The 19044-nt window shown below is 70.3% G+C and carries 19 protein-coding genes; 6 read left to right on the forward strand and 13 right to left on the reverse strand.

Annotated features, from left to right (window positions below):
- Nucleotides 1-82 precede the first annotated feature (82 nt).
- On the reverse strand, nucleotides 83-1111 hold the full coding sequence (locus JI739_RS14050) for an aromatic ring-hydroxylating dioxygenase subunit alpha (RefSeq protein ID WP_201684557.1): 1029 nt from the start codon (nucleotides 1109-1111) through the stop codon (nucleotides 83-85).
- A 162-nt stretch (nucleotides 1112-1273) separates the two neighbouring features.
- Nucleotides 1274-2212 (reverse strand): LysR family transcriptional regulator, encoded by a 939-nt coding sequence (locus JI739_RS14055; protein WP_201684558.1) that lies wholly within the window; start codon nucleotides 2210-2212, stop codon nucleotides 1274-1276.
- Nucleotides 2213-2363: 151 nt separating this feature from the next.
- On the opposite strand from JI739_RS14055, the gene JI739_RS14060 reads away from it, so the two are divergent.
- Nucleotides 2364-2969, forward strand: coding sequence for a nuclear transport factor 2 family protein (locus tag JI739_RS14060; protein ID WP_201684559.1), 606 nt, complete (start codon nucleotides 2364-2366; stop codon nucleotides 2967-2969).
- Between the two features lie 7 nt (nucleotides 2970-2976).
- On the opposite strand, the gene JI739_RS14065 is transcribed toward JI739_RS14060, so the two are convergent.
- Nucleotides 2977-4389 carry an MFS transporter gene (locus tag JI739_RS14065; RefSeq protein ID WP_201684560.1) on the reverse strand — a complete coding sequence of 471 codons (1413 nt, stop codon included), beginning with the start codon at nucleotides 4387-4389 and terminating at the stop codon, nucleotides 2977-2979.
- Between the two features lie 251 nt (nucleotides 4390-4640).
- Between JI739_RS14065 and JI739_RS14070 the strand changes: the two genes are divergently transcribed.
- Nucleotides 4641-6089 carry an iron-containing redox enzyme family protein gene (locus JI739_RS14070; protein ID WP_201684561.1) on the forward strand — a complete coding sequence of 483 codons (1449 nt, stop codon included), beginning with the start codon at nucleotides 4641-4643 and terminating at the stop codon, nucleotides 6087-6089.
- Between the two features lie 48 nt (nucleotides 6090-6137).
- Here JI739_RS14070 and JI739_RS14075 read toward each other — a convergent pair whose 3' ends face one another.
- A complete protein-coding gene (locus JI739_RS14075) occupies nucleotides 6138-7088 on the reverse strand; it encodes a hypothetical protein (RefSeq protein WP_201684562.1) in 951 nt (316 codons plus the stop codon).
- 180 nt (nucleotides 7089-7268) lie between these two features.
- On the opposite strand from JI739_RS14075, the gene JI739_RS14080 reads away from it, so the two are divergent.
- Together JI739_RS14080 and JI739_RS14085 are read left to right on the forward strand one after the other, a co-directional pair.
- The gene (locus JI739_RS14080) at nucleotides 7269-7523 is read left to right on the forward strand and encodes a hypothetical protein (protein ID WP_201684563.1); all 255 of its coding nucleotides are present in this window, start codon (nucleotides 7269-7271) and stop codon (nucleotides 7521-7523) included.
- Between the two features lie 148 nt (nucleotides 7524-7671).
- Nucleotides 7672-7923: a c-type cytochrome gene (locus JI739_RS14085; RefSeq protein ID WP_236589641.1), complete on the forward strand. Its 252-nt coding sequence runs from the start codon at nucleotides 7672-7674 to the stop codon at nucleotides 7921-7923.
- Nucleotides 7924-7967: 44 nt separating this feature from the next.
- Here JI739_RS14085 and JI739_RS14090 read toward each other — a convergent pair whose 3' ends face one another.
- Both JI739_RS14090 and JI739_RS14095 read right to left on the reverse strand, forming a co-directional pair.
- Entirely contained in the window at nucleotides 7968-8945 is a 978-nt protein-coding gene (locus JI739_RS14090; RefSeq protein WP_201684565.1) for a Bug family tripartite tricarboxylate transporter substrate binding protein, read from the reverse strand.
- A 13-nt stretch (nucleotides 8946-8958) separates the two neighbouring features.
- On the reverse strand, nucleotides 8959-9942 hold the full coding sequence (locus JI739_RS14095) for a TAXI family TRAP transporter solute-binding subunit (RefSeq protein ID WP_201684566.1): 984 nt from the start codon (nucleotides 9940-9942) through the stop codon (nucleotides 8959-8961).
- Nucleotides 9943-10080: 138 nt separating this feature from the next.
- On the opposite strand from JI739_RS14095, the gene JI739_RS14100 reads away from it, so the two are divergent.
- Nucleotides 10081-10704 carry a TetR/AcrR family transcriptional regulator gene (locus tag JI739_RS14100; RefSeq protein ID WP_201684567.1) on the forward strand — a complete coding sequence of 208 codons (624 nt, stop codon included), beginning with the start codon at nucleotides 10081-10083 and terminating at the stop codon, nucleotides 10702-10704.
- Between the two features lie 3 nt (nucleotides 10705-10707).
- Here JI739_RS14100 and JI739_RS14105 read toward each other — a convergent pair whose 3' ends face one another.
- The 3 genes from JI739_RS14105 to JI739_RS14115 are packed head-to-tail and all read right to left on the reverse strand — an operon-like array spanning nucleotide 10708 to nucleotide 13843.
- Nucleotides 10708-11613, reverse strand: a complete 906-nt coding sequence (locus JI739_RS14105; RefSeq protein ID WP_201684568.1) for a glycoside hydrolase family protein — start codon at nucleotides 11611-11613, stop codon at nucleotides 10708-10710.
- A complete protein-coding gene (locus JI739_RS14110; protein WP_201684569.1) occupies nucleotides 11610-12854 on the reverse strand; it encodes a hypothetical protein in 1245 nt (414 codons plus the stop codon). Before JI739_RS14110 ends, JI739_RS14105 begins: the two co-directional genes overlap by 4 nt.
- Nucleotides 12855-12862: 8 nt before the next feature.
- A complete protein-coding gene (locus JI739_RS14115; protein WP_236589643.1) occupies nucleotides 12863-13843 on the reverse strand; it encodes a Bug family tripartite tricarboxylate transporter substrate binding protein in 981 nt (326 codons plus the stop codon).
- 126 nt (nucleotides 13844-13969) lie between these two features.
- Here JI739_RS14115 and JI739_RS14120 point away from each other — a divergent pair, with 126 nt between their 5' ends.
- Nucleotides 13970-14953 carry a LysR family transcriptional regulator gene (locus JI739_RS14120; RefSeq protein WP_201684570.1) on the forward strand — a complete coding sequence of 328 codons (984 nt, stop codon included), beginning with the start codon at nucleotides 13970-13972 and terminating at the stop codon, nucleotides 14951-14953.
- A 16-nt stretch (nucleotides 14954-14969) separates the two neighbouring features.
- Here the strand turns inward: JI739_RS14120 and JI739_RS14125 are convergent, their stop codons facing one another.
- The 4 genes from JI739_RS14125 to JI739_RS14140 form a co-directional block, all read right to left on the reverse strand.
- Nucleotides 14970-15290: a hypothetical protein gene (locus JI739_RS14125; protein ID WP_201684571.1), complete on the reverse strand. Its 321-nt coding sequence runs from the start codon at nucleotides 15288-15290 to the stop codon at nucleotides 14970-14972.
- 92 nt (nucleotides 15291-15382) lie between these two features.
- On the reverse strand, nucleotides 15383-16159 hold the full coding sequence (locus JI739_RS14130; RefSeq protein ID WP_354003729.1) for an SRPBCC family protein: 777 nt from the start codon (nucleotides 16157-16159) through the stop codon (nucleotides 15383-15385).
- 26 nt (nucleotides 16160-16185) lie between these two features.
- Nucleotides 16186-18546 carry a xanthine dehydrogenase family protein molybdopterin-binding subunit gene (locus JI739_RS14135; protein WP_201684573.1) on the reverse strand — a complete coding sequence of 787 codons (2361 nt, stop codon included), beginning with the start codon at nucleotides 18544-18546 and terminating at the stop codon, nucleotides 16186-16188.
- Entirely contained in the window at nucleotides 18543-19043 is a 501-nt protein-coding gene (locus tag JI739_RS14140; RefSeq protein WP_236589645.1) for a (2Fe-2S)-binding protein, read from the reverse strand. Before JI739_RS14140 ends, JI739_RS14135 begins: the two co-directional genes overlap by 4 nt.
- Between the last annotated feature and the right edge of the window lies 1 nt (nucleotide 19044).

A 19044-nucleotide genomic window follows, 5' to 3' on the forward strand; every position in this document is an offset into this window, starting at 1 on the left:
GGATGTCTCCTGTCGTCTTCGGTGAAGGGTTGTCGAATGGGGTGGAAGGAAAGCGCAAACGCGGGGCAGGCGCGCGCGGCGCTCAGGGCGGGCCGGCCTCCTCGGCGATCATTCGGTCGAGCCGCCGGCGAACCCGCACGGCCGGCGCGTCGCTCGCCAGCAGCACGGGCTGCAACGACCAGAAGTCGGCGCCGTCCATGCTTTCCTGCTGCGCCTCCAGGATGGGCTTGTCCTCGAACTCGAAGGCGTGCGCGAAACCTTCCTGGATGCGGCGCGACAGCGACTCGTCGTCGGTGGCGAACGCGCGGGCGTTGGCCCAGAAGTAGTGGTTGGTGCTCGCCGTCTCCGGCGTGATCAGGTGCAGCGCAAAGGAGGTCTTGCCCTGGGAGCGCGGCGTGCCGGGCTCGGCCAGGCAGGTCTCCATCTGCAGGTAGCTGGGCGGGTACCAGCGCGTGTCCATGTAAGCGTCCGCGGGCCGGTCGGCGAAGCCGCGCGAAGCCGCCGTCAGCGGCGCCTGGATGCTGTTGCGCATGGTCCGGCGCACGTCCACGCTGCGCTCGTGCTCCACCACCTCGCTGCGGGCGCGCGCCAGCGCCTCGCAACCCAGCGTGTCCGCGTGCAGGTACTGCGTGTGCGACAGGTCCAGGATGTTGTCGACCATCAGCAGGTATCCCGACTTGCCGTGGATGTAGCCGTGGGTCGTGGCGAACGCCGGATCGTCCATGAAGCCGAAGTCCGGCACCAGCGCCGCGTCGGCACGGTCGGTGTCACCCATCCAGACGAACAGCAGGCCGTGCCGCTCGATCACCGGGTAGCTGCGCACGCGCGCGGCCTTGGGGATCTGCTCGTTGTTCGGGCTCAGCACGCACCGCCCGCTGGCATCGAAGCGCAGGCCGTGGTAGGCGCACTCGATCACGTCGCCGTGGCGCTTGCCCATTCGCAAGGGCACGAAGCGGTGGGGGCAGCGGTCGGCCAAAGCAGCCACCGCGCCATCGGCGCGCCGGAAGAACAGGATCGGCTGGTCGAGCAGGCGGCGCGCCAGTTGCCCGCCGGCGAGTTCGTCGCTCCAGCCGGCCACGTACCAGGTGTTTCGGAGATAGGCGTTGGACATCGGGGCGTGCGGGGGCGGCTGGGGCGCCGCTGCGTTGCATTCGGATAGCGGCAACTCTAGGAGCCATGCGATGCCCGACCAATCGAGGGCCGGCATAGGCACTATGCGCAAGCGCCATAAGGCGTCCGCGCACGGGCTGCTGGCCCGCGGCGCCCTCGCCGCCTACACGGCCGACGAGATCGCCTCAGGCTCGGGGGCGAAGAGTTCGCTGATGACGCCCCGCAGCCAGACCAGCCCCGGGTCGGCATGCTTGCGGGCATGCCAGAACTGCCGCACCACCACGCGTGGCGCGGGGTACGGAAGGGGGTACATGCGGATGTTGCCGCTGCCGCGCATGGCCAGGTAAACCCGGTAGGGCACCGCGGCGACCAGGTGCGTCGCCGACAGGATCGGCAGCAAGGCCAGGTATTGCGACACGGTGACCATGACCTGCCGCGAGCAGTTCATGTCGCTCAATGCCTCGTCCACCGCGCTGTAGGGGCGGCCTGGCAGCGACACGCGCACATGGCGCTCATGCAGGTACTGCTCCAGGGTCGGCTTGTCGCGGATGCGCGGATGGTCGGCCCCGACCACGCAGACGAACTCGTCCTCGAAGATGCGCTGCTGGTAGAAGCCGGCTTCGATCGGCGGCATCTGCCCGATGGCCAGGTCGACCGCGCCCTCCTGCAGCGCGGTCTTGTACTGATCGATCGGCCATTGCACGGTCTCGAGCTGCACGTCGGGCGCGTGGACCTGCAGGTGAGCGATGAGCGCCGGCAGGAAGTTGACGGTGCCGATGTCCGTCAACAGCACCTTGAACAGCCGCCTGGCCTGCGACGGCTCGAAGCTGTCGCGTCGCTCCAGCGTGCCGCGGATCAGCTCGAGCGCGGCCCGCACCGGCTCGGCCATTTCCTGCGCGTGCGCGGTGGGCTGCATGCCCCGCGACGTGCGCACGAACAGCTCGTCTGCGCACATCTTGCGCAGGCGGTTGAGCGCGTGGCTCAGCGTCGGCTGCGTGAGGCCCAGGGCATGTGCGGCGCTCGTGACGTTGCGCTCGGCCATGAGCGCTTCGAACACCAGCAACAGGTTCAGGTCCGTGTTCTCGTACTGGACGGTGCGCATGACACGTTCGGAGGTGGAGGTGCCGCTATTTTGCGCGCCGGACCTCGTGCAGCCCGCATGCAGGCGGTGACACGGCGGACAAGCTGCCGGTATGCTGGACCGGCTCGCGCGGCCGGAAAGCCCGGCACGCGTTCAACTTCACACAGATCCCATGACCCAAGACCTGATCGAAGAACTGAAGATCCGCCGGCTGGTGGAGAACTGGGCCGTCTGGCGCGACGCCGGCGACTGGGAGCGGTTCGCCACCGTGTGGCACCCCGACGGCATGATGATGGCCACCTGGTTCCAGGGGCCGTTCCGCGAGTTCATCCGCGTCACGCAGGAGGGCTGGTCCAAGGGGGTCAGCATCCTGCACTTCCTCGGCGGATCGGCCATCGAGATCGCCGGCGACCGCGCCATCGCGCAGACCAAGATGACCATCTCCCAGCGCGGGCCGGTCGAAGGCGTGCCCTGCGATGTGGTCTGCACCGGCCGCTTCTACGACTTCATCACCCGGCATGAAGGCGAATGGAAGCTGCTTCACCGCCAGCCCATCTACGAGAAGGACCGCATCGACCCCCTGGACCCGGCGGCCACGCTGGCCCTGGATGCGCAGCGGCTGGCGCAGATGCCCGAGGGCTATCGGCACCTGGCGTATATCCAGAGCGGCATCGGCTACACCGTGAAGATGGACATGCCCATGCTCAAGGGGCCGCAGGTCGAGGCGCTCTATGCGCGCGGGGCGCGCTGGCTGGCCGGTGGGCCGCTCGAGCGCTGAGAACGCCCTATCGCTTGGGCCGCCCGCGCAGTTCGTCGCCCGCTTCGGGTCCGAGCGAGCGGAACGCCCAGGCCGACATCCAGGCCAGCAGCGCGACCGCCACGAAGCTGGGCAGGAAGTCTTCGGCGGTGATCCGGTCCGTGCTGCCCCGGTGCACGAAGGCGAACAGCGACACCAGCGCCGCGCCCATCACCACGCCGATGGCGGTGGACAGTTGCTGGGCCATGCTGGAGATGGCCGTGGCGTGCCCGGTGCGGTTCGCCGGAATGTCGGAGAAGCCCAGCGTGCTGAGCGACACCATGGTGAGCGAGGAGCACAGGCCGCCCAGCACCAGCACGCCGGCCATGAGCCAGGTGGGCGTCTGCGGCGTGAAGAGGCCATAGCCGAGATAGAACAGGCCGGCCAGCGCGGCCGAGCCCACCATCACCGTGCGAAAGCCCAGCCGCCTGATGACGCGAGCGACGACGACCCGCGTGCTCAGGGCGCCGACGGCGGTCGACACCACCACCAGGCCGGCGTGCAGCGGCGACAGGCCGAAGCCGACCTGGAGCATCAGCGGCAGCAGGAAGGGCGCGGCGCCGATGGCCATGCGCAAGGGGAAGCCGCCGATGATGGACACGCGGAAGGTGGGAAAGCGCAGCACCGCGAAGTCGAGGATGCGTTCCTGCTCGGGCAGCCGGCGCTGGAAATACGCCCACAGCGCGACCGCCCCGACGGCCATGGCCAGGCCGATGGCCCAGCCGGGCAGCAGGCCCTTGCCCAGCATCTGCAGCCCCCCCAGCAGCCCGAGCAGGGCCAGGGCCAGCAGGACCCCGCCGCCGCCGTCGAAGCGCGTGCCGGGTGCGTGCTGCGGTGGATCGGGCTCCACCAGCCACCAGGCCAGCGCCGCGCCCAGCACGCCAAAGGGAATGTTCACCAGAAAGATCCAGCGCCAGGAGCTGAAGGTCACGATGGCGCCGCCCAGCAGCGGGCCGGCCAGCCGGCCGATGACGCCGGGGATGGTGAACCAGACCATCGCTCGCACCAGCTGGTCGGCCGGCACGCTGCGAAGCAGGATGGTGCGGCCCACCGGCACCATCATCGAGCCGCCGATGCCCTGCAGCAGCCGGTAGGTGACCAGTTCGCCGAGGCTCTGGGCCAGCCCGCACAAGGCCGACGCGGCCGTGAACACCAGCACCGCCGCACAGAAGAGGCGCCGGGCGCCCACCCGGTCGGCCAGCCAGGCGCTGGCGGGCAGGAACAAGGCCAGGCTGAGCAGATAGGCGGTGATCGCCAGGTTGAGGTCGAGTACCTGGACCTGCAGCGACTCGGCCATGCGCGGCAGGGCGGTGGCCATGGCGGTGGTGTCGATGTTCTGCAGGAAGATCGGGCAGGCGACGACGATCGGCAGGGCGCGCAGGCTCCGGGCGGATGCGGTCATGAAGGTTGGTGCAGCAAGCCCGTCGATTCAGCCGGGCCGGCTGCGGGGCCGGGCGATGGTACTTCGGCAGGCTGCTGCGCGGCTCATGGGCACATCGGACGATTCCCGGCGCGACGACGCCCCGGTCCGGCAGGGGTAGGAGGTCGCGCACGGGGATCCGAGCCCGTGCCGGATACCCAACGCAGCCGTGCTCCGCCACCCTGTGTTCCAAGCTCCGGCCCGCGAAGGGCCCGGCAGACACAAGGAACCTCATGCATATCGGACCCCAGGAGTGGAAGCAGTTGCAGGGCGCGCACCGCCCCGCGGCACAACTGCCCACCACGGCCCCCGGCCCCTTCGCCAGCCTGTACCAGCGACTGGGCAGCACGATCCCCGACGAGGGTGTGCGCCAGCAAGCCGCGCAGTTCCTGCGCGAGCAGATCGGCCACGTCGAGCATCAGCCATCGGAGCTGCCCGAGCATCCTGCCGACCTGCTGGGCTGGATGGAAGCCAACACCGCCGACGTGCATGCGCGCTACGCGGACTACCTGGCCGAGCGCAAGGCAGGGGCGCCGCGCCGCTACTTCGGCACGCGCGCCCATGCCCTGTTCGTGCTGCGCGGGATCGCGCCCACCAAGCTGGTGGACGGCGCCTGGCTCTACGGGCTGGTGGCCCACTGGCGCAATCCGCGCCTGGCGGACCTGGTGCGCACCTATGTCGAGGAACTGGGCGAAGGCCAGCCGGACAAGAACCACGTGCTGCTGTACCGGACCCTGCTGGCCCGGCATGCGCTGGACCCGCTGGACGACCTGCCCGACGAGCTGTGGCTGCAGGGCGCGATCCAGCTTTCATTGGGCTGGAATGCAGAACAGTTCCTGCCCGAGGTGATCGGCTTCAACCTCGGCTACGAGCAATTGCCGCTGCACCTGCTGATCACCGCTTACGAGCTGAACGAGCTGGGGCTGGACCCGTACTACTTCACCTTGCACGTGACGGTGGACAACGCCGGCACCGGGCATGCGCGCCGCGCCTGCCAGGCCGCGCTGGACCTGCTGCCGCGCATCGATGGCGCGGGCGAGTTCTGGCGCCGGATGCGCAATGGCTGCAAGCTCGCCTGCACCGGCCCGGGCACCACCGCCGTGATCGGAGCTTTCGATGTCGAGCAGGAAGTGCTTCGCATCCTGGCCCGCAAGTCGGTGGCGGGCAACGGCGCGCACTCCGATTACTGCCGGGTGGCGGGCCGCAGCGTCAACGACTGGCTCAGCGATCCGGGGCAGATGCCCGGCTTCCTGCAGGCGCTCGAAGCGGCGGGCTGGATCATGCGGGGCCAGCCGCCGGCGCAGAGCCGCTTCTGGCGGCTGCTGCAGGGTGACCGCGCCGAGATGTTCGGCGTGTTCTCCAGCTACGAACTGCAGGTGATCCACGACTGGATCCGGGGCGACGCGGCAGTCGATGGCCGGGCATGGGACGAAGGCGGCGGCGACCCGGCCACGCCACCGCGGCGCCGGCCCACCTTCCGCGCGATGGCCCGCCACTCGCCCCACCCGCCCGTGGACTCGGGCGCAGACCTCTTGGACCCCGACCTCGCCGTGCTGCGCGAGCGGCTGGCGCGCAGCGACTCGGCCGAACGGACCCGCCTGCTGGTGGACGCGATGTCCCCCGCGACGCACTGGTCGCCCGCCGGACTGGAAGCGACGCGGCAGTTCTGGGCGACGGTCTAGGCGCGACGTTCCTAGGGGCGACGCCCCGAGGCGACGCACGGCCCGCGCTCAGTCATCGTCATCCCTGTCCCGGTCCCGGTTGCGGCCGCGACCGCCACCCCCTCCCCCGCCTCCGCCGTCGTCATCGTCGAGGTCGATCGGCGGCAGCGGGATCGGACTCGGGGCCGGCGCGGGAGCGGGTGCGGGTGCCGGACTCGGTGCCGGTGCCGGTGCCGGGCTCGGGGCCGGCGCAGGTGCCTCGCCCTGCGCGTCCTGCAGCTTCACCGCGCGCGAGATGAAACCCACGCCGCCGTCGTCGAGCAGCGCCAGCGACACCAGGCGGGGAGACGCCGTGCGCATGTCGAGGTAGGCGACGCCACTCACCCGCGAGCCGTCCGGATGCGGGCAGCCCAGGCCGGCATAGGTGGCCGTGAGGTTGAACACGTTGCGCCCCGAAGCCCGCGGCACCACGGAGCCGGCCAGGGTGCAGTCGGCCGACGCGACCCAGTTGAACGCACCATCGAGTCCGATCGACAGCACCGTGCGCTGGTCCAGCGCGTACTGGCCGGCGATCGCACGCATCGAGGCGGTGCCCCCGTAGGCCGGGTCGTAGCTCACGGTCCAGCCCCGCCCGCCGGGCCCGGTGGCATCGATGCGCGACTGCGGCGTGCCGGTGCCGCCGTACGTGATCAGCGGGGCGGTGGCATCCGCGAAATTGAATTCGGTGAGGGCCGCCGTGAAGCGACCCTGGTCGAGGCTGCTGCGGCCCTGCAGCGCGCCGGTGATCTGCACCGGATCGGCCAGCACGCCCCAGGTGCTGCCGTCCTCCAGGATGATGAGGTCGATCCAGCCCTGCGTCACCGTCCGGCCCGACCAGTAGCCTTCGGCGGCGACTTGCGGACGCAGGTCCGCCGAGACGAGGTCCCCGCCGGTCGAGTCGCCGCCGCCGCCCCCGCATGCAGCCAGCAGGCCGAGGACACAGGGCAACGACAGGGTGGTGCGCAGGTGGATGGGCTTCATGCAAGCACAGCCTATTGCAGGCGCGGCTTGCGGTGGTGCCTGGGTTACGCGTCTTTGCACTTCATACCGCTGGGCCGTTTTCCGACGTGCGGCACGCCACGCCTATGAGATCGTTCATGGAGAATCGCCCGTGGCCGCGTGTGTAGGCTGAGCCGGGTGATCGTGAGCAAAGGATCCATCATGAAATCCCTGTCCCTGCCCGCCTTGTCCGCCGTGCTGCTGCTGTCCGCCATGACCCTGCACTCGGCCGCCGAAGCACCGCCGTCGGCACCCGCGCCCCAGTACCCCACCTGGCTGGAGATGAAGCCCGGCTATGCCGAGGCCTGCATCAAGGCCGGCGGCTGCGTGCCCATGACGCAAGCCGAACTGCACAACCTGGCCGTGCAGGTGATGCAGCGCACGCTGCAGTTCTGCCCGCGCTCGCAGAGCATCTGACGACGACCCGCTGGCCGCCTTTCGTGGCAAGCTGCGGGCATGCGACCTGCCCACGCGTCGAAGCTGCCTCTGCCATCACGGGCCAGGCCGGCGCTGGGCGGGCCTCTTGCTGGCGGCGTGCGCCACCGTCGCGGCTTCGCAGACGAGGGTGCCCAGCCGTGGCGAGCTCCTGTACGACAACCACTGCATCGAGTGCCATTCCACCCAGATGCACTGGCGCGACCAGCGCCTTGCCACGGACTGGTCCTCGCTCAAGGCGCAGGTGCGGCGCTGGCAGGCTACGGCGCACCTGGGCTGGAGCGAGGAAGACATCGACGCCGTGACCCGGCACCTCAACGAGACGATCTACCGGTACCCGCCACCCCGGCAATCGGCCCGGCTCGATTCCCGGCATCGGTGAATGGCCGGCCGGCCCGGCACGCGGGGTCGCCCGGCCGGGAATGATCACTCGGGCTCGATGCCGGCGGCCTTGATCAGTTGCCCCCATCGGGCCGAGTCCTTGTCGACCAGGGCCTTCAGGCTCTCGGGGCTGCCGGGGAATGGCAGCGCATACATCTTGGCCAGGTACTCCTGCATGCCCGGGCTGCGAACCACCTTGTTGACGGTTTCGCTCAGGCGGCTGACCACGGGGGCCGGTGTCCTGGCGGGCGCGAACAGCGCCAGCCAGGCCGTGAACTCGTAGCCCGGCAGGCCGGCCTCCGCCATGGTGGGCAGGTCGGCGATGGCCGGCACGCGCTGGGCCGAGCTCACGCCCAGCGCCTTGACCTTGCCGCCGCGCCACTGCGTCACGCCCAGCCCGGCGTCGGTCACCAGGAAGTGCAGCTGTCCGCCCACCAGGTCGGTGATGGCCTGGGCCGAGGTCTTGTAGGGCACGTGCACGGCGTCGATCCCGGCCATCTGGCGGAATGCCTCGGAGGCGACACGGCCGGTGGCGCTGGAGCTGCCGTAGTTCAGCTTGCCGGGCTCCTTCCTGGCCAGCGCGACCAGCTCCTGCAGGTTGTTCACGCCCAGCGACGGCGACACCACCAGCACCTGCGGAATGGTGGCCAGCGTGGTGATGGGCGCGAAGTCGGCGACCGGGTCATAGGGAATCTTCTTGAACAGGTGCACGTTGGCCGCGTGCGTGGAGTTCGCGCCGAACAGCAGCGTGTGCCCGTCGGGCTGCGCCCTCGCCACGTACGACGCGGCCACCCCACCCAACGCACCCTGCCGGGCCTCGATGATGACCGGCTGGCCCAGCTCCTCGCGCAGGCGGTCGGCCAGGTAGCGCGCCATCTGGTCGTAGGCGTTGCCCGGCCCGAACGGCACCACGATGGTGACGGTGCGCGAGGGAAAGCCCTGGGCATGGGCGAACGGCACGAGGGCCGCGGCGGCGGCGCCGAGCAGGGCGCGGCGCCCGATGTGCAAGCGAGTCGAAGCCATGGTCGGCCTTTCTTCAGAGATACCCGTGTTCACGGTAGTAGCGCTGCGCCCCCGGGTGCAGCGGCGCGTCCACCCCGTGCGGCATGCGCCGGGGATCGATGGGGTAGGTCAGCGGGCTCTGGTGCACCGGGATGTGCCGGAACCTGGCCTCGAATTCGGCCCGCTCCTCCACCATCACCGCCGTGACCCGGTAGGCCACGTCCTCGGGCATGTCGTCGCGGCACAGGATGCCCCAGTTCGACCAGTCCAGGCAGGGCACCTCCTGCTCGTTGCGCAGGCGTCCCTTCTCCAGCACCGCCGCGCGCAGGCCGTAGTCCTGCGTGAGCACCCGCATGGCCTCGGGCTCGATGGGGATGAAGTTCATCGGGTACGCCTGGACCAGGTCGCTCCAGTTCGACACCATGATGGCTTCGTTGAACACCGCGTTGCAGTGCCCGGCCTGTGCCATCTTGATCGTGGCACGCGGGTTCTCGTGCTCGAAGTACGAGCCGCCCCAGCGCACGATATCCATCGGTTCGATGCCGTGCGCGCGCAGGATCAGGTCGATGACGTAGCTGCACAGGCAGTCGTCGGCGCGCGGCGGCATGGCGATGTGCAGCACGGGCTTTTTCTCGCGGATGTCGGCGAAGCTGCGGATGCCGGTGTCGGCGCGCACGGCGAAGGTCAGGCGGTCGTCCTGCGGCAGGTGGCCCAGGGTGCACAGGTTGGGGTAGGCGCGGCCGGCGTAGAAGTGCCGGCCCTCGCGCGCCCAGCGGATGCCCATGTGGATGGGCGTGGTGACGGACAGGTCCGCCTCGCCCATGCCCACCAGCTCCACGCTGTCGCGGTACGCACTGCCGATGCGCACGCTGAACTTCGACAGCGGGGCCGAGCGCCACCGCAAGTGGGCCGAGACCCAGCCCCAGATGGTGTGGAAGTTGGCGGTACCCCAGTCACCGACCATGGTCAGGTCGAGCCGTGATCCCCTGGGTGTTGCCGGGTCGTTTCGAGCGTCCATCCGTGCGGCCTTCCGGGCGATGCAAATTGGCAGTATGGATTTACGGCGAAAGAATGGCGCATGGTGTTTTCCCCAGGACAGCGCACCTGTCGGATGTACGGTGAAGCCCGGACATAATGCGCGGCGACAGGTGGACGTGTGCCCCAGACCGCAAGAACGCAGAGAACCGACCAGAAAGACGCCACCCGCGAGCACATCCTGGGTGCGGCGACGCGGCTGCTCGCCGAGCACGGCTATGCCGCGCTGCGCGTCGCGGCCGTCGCCAAGGAGGCCGGCGTGTCGCTGGGTGGGCAACTGCACCACTTCCCCAGCAAGGACTCGCTGGTCGTCGCCGTGCTGGAGCGGCTGTGCGCGCGGGCGCTGGACCTGGCCGTGCAGGAGGCCTCGCGCACGCGGGCGCAAGACGATCCCTTCGAGTCCATCGCCGCCAGCGCGCAGCGGTTCTTCGCCGCGCCCGAGTTCCTGGTCTACCTGGACATCTTCCTGTCGGTGCGCCGGCACACGCTGGTGGGCGATACCGCCATCCGGCTGCTGCACGCGCAGCGCGTCGCGACAGAAGCCCTGTGGTTGCCGCACTTCACGAGCCGCGGCATGGCGGCGGAACGGGCCACCTTGGTCATCCGGTCCATCTGGGCCCTGGCGCGCGGGCTGGCGATCTCGTCGTCGGGCGCCGAAACCGGGCAGATCAACCAGGCGACGATGGCGTTCGCCATCGATGCCTTGCGGGCGCAGGCCGCTTCGACTTGGGAAGCGGCGAGATAAGCGTCATTCGAGCTGCGCCAGCCCGATGGCCTGTTCGCCGGCCCCCGCATAGAGCAGGTAGCGACGCCCGTCCTCCACGTACAGCGCCGGATCGCGCAGCTGCCGCACGGGCGTGAACACGGGTCCGCGTGCCGATGGCAGCAGTTCCTGGTCGGCGCCCTCCCAGGCGAGCTCGGGCGCGAGGATTTCGCTCACCGCGCCGTGCGACCAGTCGCGCCAGTCGGGCCGCAGGTCGATGGTGGTGTGCAGGATGCGTTCGGGCGCGTCCCCGACCCGCGTGAAGAACACGTGCAGCCGCTCGCCGATCACCTCCACCGCGCAGTGGCGGAAGCGGCTGTCGAAGGGCATGGCGCCGATTTCCCAGCGCCCGCCCTGCTGCCGGTAGAACACGCCCGGCATCGCCAGCGCATGGGGCTGACCCTGCCACGCGAAGGCGCGCCAGTAGGACGCCCCGAGGTTCGCGGGCTGAGCGTCGAAGCGAAGCCCGTCCGGCGACTGCGCCAGCTTGGTGCGCTGGTTGCCGACCCAGCGCGAGGCCTCGCCGAATTGCCGCTCGTGCCCGTCGGTGGGCGAACCCGGGGCAAAGGCCACGCCATGGAAGTACATGCGGATGCAGCGCCGCTCGTGGTCCACGTGCACGTCGGGCGAGGCGATGTGGTCGAAGCAGGTGGACTCATGAAGCGAGAGCACGCCGGGTTCATGCACGGTCCACGGCCCGTCCAGCGCGTCGGCGTACGCCAGCCGGATGTGGCGGCCGTTGTGGTGCGCGAAGTAGAGGTAGTAGCGACCCAGCGGCGACACCACCCAGTCGGGCACGCGGATCAGCGACGGTCCGTCGATGTTGTCACCCAGCGATGCATGCAGCGCGCGGTCGACGATGGGCCGATCCAGCAGGCGGCGGGCCTTCATGCGAGGGCCGCCTGGGGGGTGACGGCGTCCATGCCGAGCGCGGCCTCGATCAGGCGGGCATGCGCCTGCACCACCGGGGCCAGCAGCGCGGCGTCCACCGCCGGCAGGTCATCCTGCGGGGTGTGGAACACGCGGGGCAGGCCCAGGACGGCAAAGGCGCGCCCGTAGCCTCGCTCGACCACGGCGCCCAGCTCGCTGGCCGTGCCCACCGGGGCCCGCACCAGTTCCAGTCCGGCCAGCCCTGCGAAGGCCTGCTCCGCGGCGGCGTGCAAGGCCGGCGTGGCCATGGTGAAGCGGTTGCTGTCCGCCGAAGGCAGCGGGTGCGACTGGCCGCGAAACTCGAGCCGGTCACGCGCGGCGAGCCCCGCCCCCAAGTGCGCCCAGGCGGCCACGTCGGCCGGCGGTGGCGCGCTGGCGAGCACCGCGTGGGCACCCGCGAAGTGGTATTCGTGCGCACCGGTGTTCATCGCGAACAAGGAGTGCTCGGGGAAGCGGCGCACCGCCCACGCGGCCAGCGCCAGGAAGGCCGCGGTGCCGGTGCCGCGCTCGCTGGCGCAGGTGAACCAGCCGGTGCGCGGCGTCGACAGGCACAGCCAGCGCGGGCCGCGCCTCAGGCGTGCGCACAAGGTGTCGGTGCTGCCGGCCTGCACGCGGCCATGCAGCAACAGGCGAACGGCCAGGCCGGTGGTCGCCTGCGCCAGGAAGGGAGCGGCCAGCCTGGGCGCGAGCACCGCCAGCGGCAGGGCCGCCGGCGCGTCCAGCCGCGCGTTGAAGGCGACCACGTCGTCCGTGGGCCCCGTGGGCACGATCACGGCGGCCCGGGCGCCGGCGGCCTGCACCGCCTGCAGCAGGGGCGCCACCGGCGGCGACGCCAACGACGCATGGCGGCCGTGCGGCAGCACGATCATGGCTATGGCGCCGCGCGCACCGGGCGCGTCGGCGGCTGTTCGCACCACGACCAGCGGCGCGCTCCATCCCTCCGGCCCCGTGGTGGCATAGGGTGCCTGCGCGTACACCGGGGCCTGCGCGTGCTCGCCCTGCAGCCGGCAGTCGATGGGCTCGAACACCGGCACCGGCGTGGCGTGTCGTTCGATGGAAAAGCCGAGCGCCGCCAGCCGCTCTTCGATCCACGCCGCGGTGGCCGCATCCCCCCGGCTTGCGGACACCTTGACGCCGAAGCCGGCATGGCGCGCCAGGTCGGCCTGCAGCGTTTCGACGGCGAACGGCGAAGGCATGCCCATCGGGAATTTCAGTCCTTCTGGATGCCCAGGTCGGCGGCGATGCGGCCCCATTGCTCGTACGACTCGCGCACCGTGGTGGCGAAGGCCTGCGGGGTGGACGAGACGGCTTCGTAGGCGCCCTTGGCGAACTCCGATTTGACCTGCGGCTCGGCCAGCACCTTGACCAGCGCCGCGTTGAGGCGCGCCACGGTGGCCGGCGGCATGTGGGCGGGCCCGAAGAAGCCGACCCAGCCTTCGATGTCCAGCCCCTTGGCACCCTGCTCCGCCAGCGTGGGCACACCGGGCAGCAGCGGGCTGCGCTGGGGTGCGACCACGCCGATCATGCGCACGTTGCCGCTGCGCACGAACTGCACGGCGCCACCGGCGGCGGCGAACATCAGCTGCACGCGGCCCGCGATCAGGTCCTTCTGCACGTCGCCGGCGCCCTTGTAGGGCACGTGGACCATGTCGATGCCGTACTGCTTGGCCATGAGCTGCCCGAACAGGTGCGAGGAGCTGCCCTGGCCGAACGATCCGTAATTGAGTTTGCCGGGGTTGGCCTTGGCATAGGCCACCAGCTGCTGCAGGTTGTCGCCGGGCACGGACTGGTGCGCCACCAGCACCAGCGGGCCGACGCTGCCGACGCTGATCGGCGTGAAGCCCTTGAGCGGGTCGTACGGCAGCTTGGCGAAGGTGTGCGGGTTCTGGGCGAACGGGGTGGACGGGCTGTACAGCAAGGTGTGGCCGTCGGCCGGTGCGCGGGCCACTTCGGCGGTGGCGATGGTCATGCTGGCGCCGGGCCGGTTCTCGACGACCACGTGGGTATTGAGCTCGCGCCGCAGGTGCTCGGCCACCACGCGGGCCTGCAGGTCCGTGGGACCGCCGGGCGCCAGGCCCACCAGGATGCGCACCGGCTTGTCGGGCACGGGGAAGTTCGACGCGCCGGCGCTGCCGGAGGCGAACGCGGACAGGCTCAGAAGCAAGGGAAGCAGGGCAATCACGTGGCGCATCAGGTGTCTCCAGTTCGGGGCTCGGGCAAGCCGGCGGATCTTCGATCGTTCATCGACACGTCGAGCGTAGGCCCTGGTCGGCGGGTTGAAAAGTGATATGTTCTGATAGCGTCATAACCTAGTGGAATGGAAGATCAACCACCACCCCCGTCCGATCCGCTCAATGCCCTGGTGAGCCGGCTCCGGTTCCGCCACCTGCGGCTGCTGGTCACGGCCCAGGCCTGCGGCAGCCTGAGCCAGGCGGCCGCCCGGCTGCATGTGACGCAGCCCGCGTTGAGCAAATCGCTGTCGGAGATCGAGCAGGCCTTCGGCGCGGAGATCTTCGAGCGCAGCAAGCGCGGCCTCACGCCCACGCCGCGCGGCGAGGCGGTGCTGCAGGGGGCGCGGGTGCTGCTGGCGCAGCTGCAGCACCTGCAGCAGTCGGTGGAGCACAGCGACGAGCCGGTGCGGGTGCTGCGCCTGGGCGCGCCACCGGCCATCGCGGCCGGCGGCGTGCTGCCGGGGGTGCTGGCTCGCCTGGCCCGCGCCGACGAGCGGCTGCGCGTGCAGCTGACCGAGGCGCCCGTGCCGAGCCTGTTCGAGTCCCTGCTGGCCGGCCAGCTCGACGCCCTCCTCACCTCCTACAACCAGGCCGCCTTCGCGGCCAAACGGCCGGAGCGGCTGGTGTACGAGCCCTGCGGCGAGCACAGCTACGTGGTCATCGCCCCACCCCGGCACCCGCTGGCCCGCAAGCGCCGCATCCGATGGAGCGAGCTCACCGACGAACGATGGGTGATGCCCGGGCCGGCCCTGCTCTCGCGACAGTCACTCGAGAGCCATTTCCTGCGCGCGGGCCAACCCGTGCCAGCCCCCTTCGTGGTGGCCGACAGCCCCGCCACCAGCGTGCACCTGGTGGTGGCCGGCGTCGGCATCGCGATGGTGCCCTGGGGCCTGGCGCAGCCCTATCACCAATTGAAGCGCGTGGCGCGCCTGGCCGTGGATGCGATGCCCTCGCAGGTGACCTCGGCCCTGGTGTACCGGGCAGCAGCCTCGGCCGACCCGGTGTTGCAGCGCCTGAGGGCGGCGGTGCATGCGCCGCCGCGCGCGGCCAACAACGGCGGCCGCGGCTGACGACGCGGCGCCGGTGTCAGGCACCGGAGGCAGGTGCGGGCGCGGGCCAGTCGAGAAGCTCGGCCAGCCGGCTGATGACCCATGCGGCTTCGGCCGGCTGCACCGGCGATTCGCCCGCCGCCAGCGTCGCGCCCATCTGGCCCAGCACCTCGGCCGGCGACCGGTGCGATCCGAACTGGATCGCCGCCGCGCGCTGCGTCAGCAGCTGCGCCAGGTCCTCGCACAGCTCATACCGTTCGCGCACGAAGGCGATGGGCTGGAGCAGGCGCTGGCCGGAAGGCGTGGTGTAGAGGGCGATGAACGAAGGGGGTACGTCGATCTGGTTGGGGTCGTCCATGCGGGCAGGATAGCGGGGTACTGGTGCCGTACTCGACCTCGGGCGCGGATCGGCCGGGGAGGCCGCGGACACAAGCATCGACGCCGGTCGCCTTAGTCGGGCTTGGCGACGGCGGCCTGCTTTCGATTGGCCCACATCGCGCGCCAGAGGATCGCGAACCCATTGAGCTCCTTCTTCTTCGCCGACTTGCGCGCGGGTGCGGGCGACGCACGACGGAACTCCGCAAGGGCCTGCTGAGTTGCGGCGAGCACGGCCTGGGACTGCGCAAGGATGGCCTGCGCCTGGTGGTACACCACCTGCGCGTCGGGTGACGTGGGTGCCCCATGAGCGGGAACGGCACCCGCGGACTGGCCGACGTCCATGGCAGCGGCGATGGCCTGGTCTATCGCCGCGGGCCGCGCCGGCAGGCCGACCTGCGCCGGGTCGCGCGCGTCGTGGCGATCTTCCAGGAGCATCTCGGCCAGGTTCTCCTCGAATTGGCCGAGGATCTGGCTCGCGACCTCGGCGATCATGCCGCTGCCACGGCCGTACTGGGCGACTGCTCCGGTGAGCTGCAGCTGCGTGGTCACGGTGACATCGGTGCCACTGCCGGACGGTTGCAGTGCGAAGCTGAATTCGGACTGGGCGGCACCACGCCCCTTCGGGTCGAGACCCGCCCCCTTCAGCCAGGCGATATGCGCCTGGTCGTCCTGCTTGACGAGTTCGGCCTGGCCCTCGAAACCCAGCTTCACCGGACCGAGCTTGACCGCCACCGCGCCGCGGTATTTGTCGGGACCGACGACTTCGGTCAGCTTGGCCCCGGGCAGGCAAGGGAGGATGCGGGGCACGTCGAGCATCAGCTTCCACGCCTCCTCGATGGGCAGCGGCACGTGAAACTTGTTGGTGAACTCCATGATCAGTCCTGTTGCTTGCTGGTCTGTGCCGATGCATGGCCAAGCAGTTCGGCCACTCGAATGGGCGTGAGCGGGAATTCGGCGATCCGCACACCCCGGGTCCACAGCGCGTCTTCGACCGCCCCCACCACGGCCGCCGCCACCGGAATGGTGGAGCATTCGCCGATGCCCTTGATGCCCAGTGCGTTGAGCGGCGTGGGCGAAGGCTGGAAGATGACCTCGATGTGCGGCACCTCGGGCGCGGTGGGCAGCAGGTACTCGGCGAAGGTGGTGCTCAGGGGCTGGCCGTTGGTGTCATAGCCCATCCACTCGAAGAGCGCGTTGCCGATGCCGTGCACCACGCCGCCCACCACCTGCGCCTCGGCCAGCTGCGGATTGATGATGTTGCCGCTGTCCTGCACCGCGACATAGCGCACGATCTCGACGTGGCCGGTATCGGGATCGACTTCGACCTCGCAAGCGTGCGAGGCGCCGGCATAGGTTTGCGCATCGCAGTGGAAGTGCGCGATTTCCTCGAGCCCGGGGTCGGCGACCAGCGGCAGCGCATAGCCGGGCACGCCTTTCATCAGCATCGCCAGCCGGGCCAGCGACACGCGCCTGGAGAAGTCGGCGGTGTGTACCTCGCCGTCCGACAACTGCAGGTCGCCCACCTCCACGGCGAGCACCGCGGCCGCCACGTCGAGCACCTTGGTGCGCAGCCTCGAGGCGGCTTCGTTGACGGCGTTGCCGGCCATGATGGCTTGACGGCTTGCGAAGCCGCCGTGGCCGTAGCCGATCAGCGAGGTGTCGCCGGCGAAGACTTCAACGGCGCGCGGCTGCAGACCGAAATAGGGCGCGCACAGTTGCGCAAGCGTGGTCTTCAAGCCCTGCCCCATCGCCAGTGCCCCTGTGTACACGGCCACGCAGCCGGACGGCTGGATCTTGACTCGCACCGATTCGTACGGGCCGCGGCCGGTTGGCTTGACCGAATTCGCGATCGCCAAGCCGCGCAGGCGACCCCGCTGCTCGGACTGGACGCGCCGGGCAGCGAAGCCGGAAAGGTCAGCCGCCTCGACGGCGCGCGCATGGAGCGCCGGGAAGTCGCCGGAGTCGATGGTCAGGGGCACGCCCGCGCGCGACTTGAGCGGCTTGGTGTACGGAATCTTCTCCGGCGGGATCAGGTTGCGCTGTCGACACGCCACCGGATCCATGCCCAGTTCGCGGGCGAGCCGATCGAGCAGGCGCTCCATGACGAACGTGGCTTGCGGGTATCCGGCGCCGCGCACGGTGGAGACCGGCACCTTGTTGGTGTGGACGACCGACACCTCCAGCGAGAACGACGGCACGACGTAGGGGCCGGTGATGGACGAGGCCGCGTTGTAGGGCACGTTGGTGCCCTGCGGCGTGTACGCGCCGTGGTCGTGGACCAGCGAGCCGCGCAGCCCCTTCACCCGGCCGCTGCGGTCGGCCACCAGCTCCATGGTCCAGTACTGGTCGCGCTCCTGGATGGCGGAGACGAAGTGTTCGCGCCGGTCCTCGACCCACTTCACCGGCCGCTTGAGCTTGCGGGCGACCGCGGGGATCACCACCTCCTCGGGGTAGATCATGAATTTGGCGCCGAAGCCACCGCCCACGTCCGGAGTGATGACGCGCAGGCGCTCCTCGGGCTGGCCCAGCATCAGGGCGATCGTGTAGTGCAACTCGTGCGCCATCTGCGTGGACGACCACACCATGAGGGTGTCGGAGCCCTTCTCGAGCAGGGCCAGGACGCCGCGCCCCTCCATGGGATGCGCCGCGCCCCGATGGGCCCAGAAGCTCTCTCGCACGACCACCTCGCCATGGGCGAACGCGCGATCCGGCTCGCCGTAGGACAGGGTGAAGTGCTGCAGAACGTTGGTCTGCAGCTCGGTCCGCACCCGTGGCGCGTCGGGGCGCGCGGCAATGCGAGGATCGGCGAGTACTGGCAGGGGTTCATAGGCGACCTGCACCCGGCTGGCCGCATCTTCGGCCACATGCCGACTGCGGGCGACGACGACGGCGATCGCCTCCCCGACGAAGGCCACTTCATCGCGCGGGAGCACGAAGGGCATCGTGTTCTCCGGCAGGTTGGCCAGGGCAAACCCCAGGGGCATGCGCCACGAGGTGAGCTCGCCGAACAGGTCGCGCTGGGAGTAGACCGCGACCACGCCGGGCAACGATGCGGCCGCGGCGGTGTCGATGGAGAGGATGCGCGCGTGTGCTTCGGAGCTGCGCACGAAGCAGGCGTGCAGCGCGTCGTCCACGGGGATGTCGTCGAGGAAACGGGCCTCGCCCCGCAGGAGTTGCTCGTCCTCGAGCCGGCGCGCGCTCTGCCAGATGCCCGTGCCCGGGATCTTGGCGGTCATGCCTGCTCCTTGCGGCGCACCACCTCGATCGCGCGCAGCGCCGCCGCGACGATGTTCTGGTAGCCGGTGCAGCGGCACAGGTGGCCCGACAGCACGTCGCGCACGGCAGCTTCATCGGGGTGGGGATGGCTCTCCAGCAGCTCGGTGAGCGACATGAGGATGCCGGGGGTGCAGAAGCCGCACTGCAGCGCGTGCAGCTCGTGGAAGGCCTGCTGCAGGGGACTGAAGGTGCCGTCGGTGGCGGCCAGTCCTTCGACGGTGCGCACGTTCTTGCCGTCGGCCTGCACGGCCAGCATGAGGCAGCTGCGCGCGGACACCCCATCGACCAGGACCGTGCAGGCGCCGCAGACTCCGTGCTCGCAGCCCACGTGCGTGCCCGTCAGGCCCAGGTCGCCGCGCAGGAAGTCGGCCAGGTGCACGCGCGCCTCGGGGACACCGCGGTGTGCATGGCCGTTTACGCACAGCGCGATGCCCGCTTCTTTCGTGTTCGTTGTCAAT

Source organism: Ramlibacter aurantiacus (genome assembly GCF_016722895.1).
GTDB classification, from domain to species: domain Bacteria; phylum Pseudomonadota; class Gammaproteobacteria; order Burkholderiales; family Burkholderiaceae_C; genus Ramlibacter; species Ramlibacter aurantiacus.

Excerpts from the sequence above, each read along its gene's own strand:
- JI739_RS14050 (WP_201684557.1), bottom strand. The coding sequence starts at position 1,111 with ATGTCCAACGCCTATCTCCGAAACACCTGGTACGTGGCCGGCTGGAGC.
- JI739_RS14055 (WP_201684558.1), bottom strand. The coding sequence starts at position 2,212 with ATGCGCACCGTCCAGTACGAGAACACGGACCTGAACCTGTTGCTGGTG.
- JI739_RS14060 (WP_201684559.1), top strand. The coding sequence starts at position 2,364 with ATGACCCAAGACCTGATCGAAGAACTGAAGATCCGCCGGCTGGTGGAG.
- JI739_RS14065 (WP_201684560.1), bottom strand. The coding sequence starts at position 4,389 with ATGACCGCATCCGCCCGGAGCCTGCGCGCCCTGCCGATCGTCGTCGCC.
- JI739_RS14070 (WP_201684561.1), top strand. The coding sequence starts at position 4,641 with ATGCATATCGGACCCCAGGAGTGGAAGCAGTTGCAGGGCGCGCACCGC.
- JI739_RS14075 (WP_201684562.1), bottom strand. The coding sequence starts at position 7,088 with ATGAAGCCCATCCACCTGCGCACCACCCTGTCGTTGCCCTGTGTCCTC.
- JI739_RS14080 (WP_201684563.1), top strand. The coding sequence starts at position 7,269 with ATGAAATCCCTGTCCCTGCCCGCCTTGTCCGCCGTGCTGCTGCTGTCC.
- JI739_RS14090 (WP_201684565.1), bottom strand. The coding sequence starts at position 8,945 with ATGGCTTCGACTCGCTTGCACATCGGGCGCCGCGCCCTGCTCGGCGCC.
- JI739_RS14095 (WP_201684566.1), bottom strand. The coding sequence starts at position 9,942 with ATGGACGCTCGAAACGACCCGGCAACACCCAGGGGATCACGGCTCGAC.
- JI739_RS14105 (WP_201684568.1), bottom strand. The coding sequence starts at position 11,613 with ATGAAGGCCCGCCGCCTGCTGGATCGGCCCATCGTCGACCGCGCGCTG.
- JI739_RS14110 (WP_201684569.1), bottom strand. The coding sequence starts at position 12,854 with ATGGGCATGCCTTCGCCGTTCGCCGTCGAAACGCTGCAGGCCGACCTG.
- JI739_RS14115 (WP_236589643.1), bottom strand. The coding sequence starts at position 13,843 with ATGCGCCACGTGATTGCCCTGCTTCCCTTGCTTCTGAGCCTGTCCGCG.
- JI739_RS14120 (WP_201684570.1), top strand. The coding sequence starts at position 13,970 with ATGGAAGATCAACCACCACCCCCGTCCGATCCGCTCAATGCCCTGGTG.
- JI739_RS14125 (WP_201684571.1), bottom strand. The coding sequence starts at position 15,290 with ATGGACGACCCCAACCAGATCGACGTACCCCCTTCGTTCATCGCCCTC.
- JI739_RS14135 (WP_201684573.1), bottom strand. The coding sequence starts at position 18,546 with ATGACCGCCAAGATCCCGGGCACGGGCATCTGGCAGAGCGCGCGCCGG.